At 33.7% G+C, this 267-nt stretch carries 1 riboswitch.

The features are described 5' to 3' along the window. The first annotated feature begins 83 nt into the window (after positions 1-83). A riboswitch (purine riboswitch) is annotated at positions 84-187 on the top strand. Positions 188-267: the final 80 nt, after the last annotated feature.

Raw genomic sequence — 267 nt, 5'->3', positions numbered from 1 at the left:
AAACGAACGTTTAAAATAGTTTTAATAGGAATGTTCACATTTAGATTGCATGCACACTAAAAGTTTGATATATTACCAATATAATAATTTTACACATCATCACTCGTATATACTCGGTAATATGGTCCGAGCGTTTCTACCTAGTTCCCAATGAAAGAACTGGACTACGGGTTAAAGTATTCGGTCGTGCTATGTAATGTACGCTACCGATTTATAATTTTGCATGTGCTTAATTAACTTTGACTACCGTAGTTCTAGAAAGTAGAG

This window comes from Peribacillus sp. SIMBA_075 (genome assembly GCF_046534585.1).
This window is presented reverse-complemented; position numbering and strand designations above follow the sequence as displayed.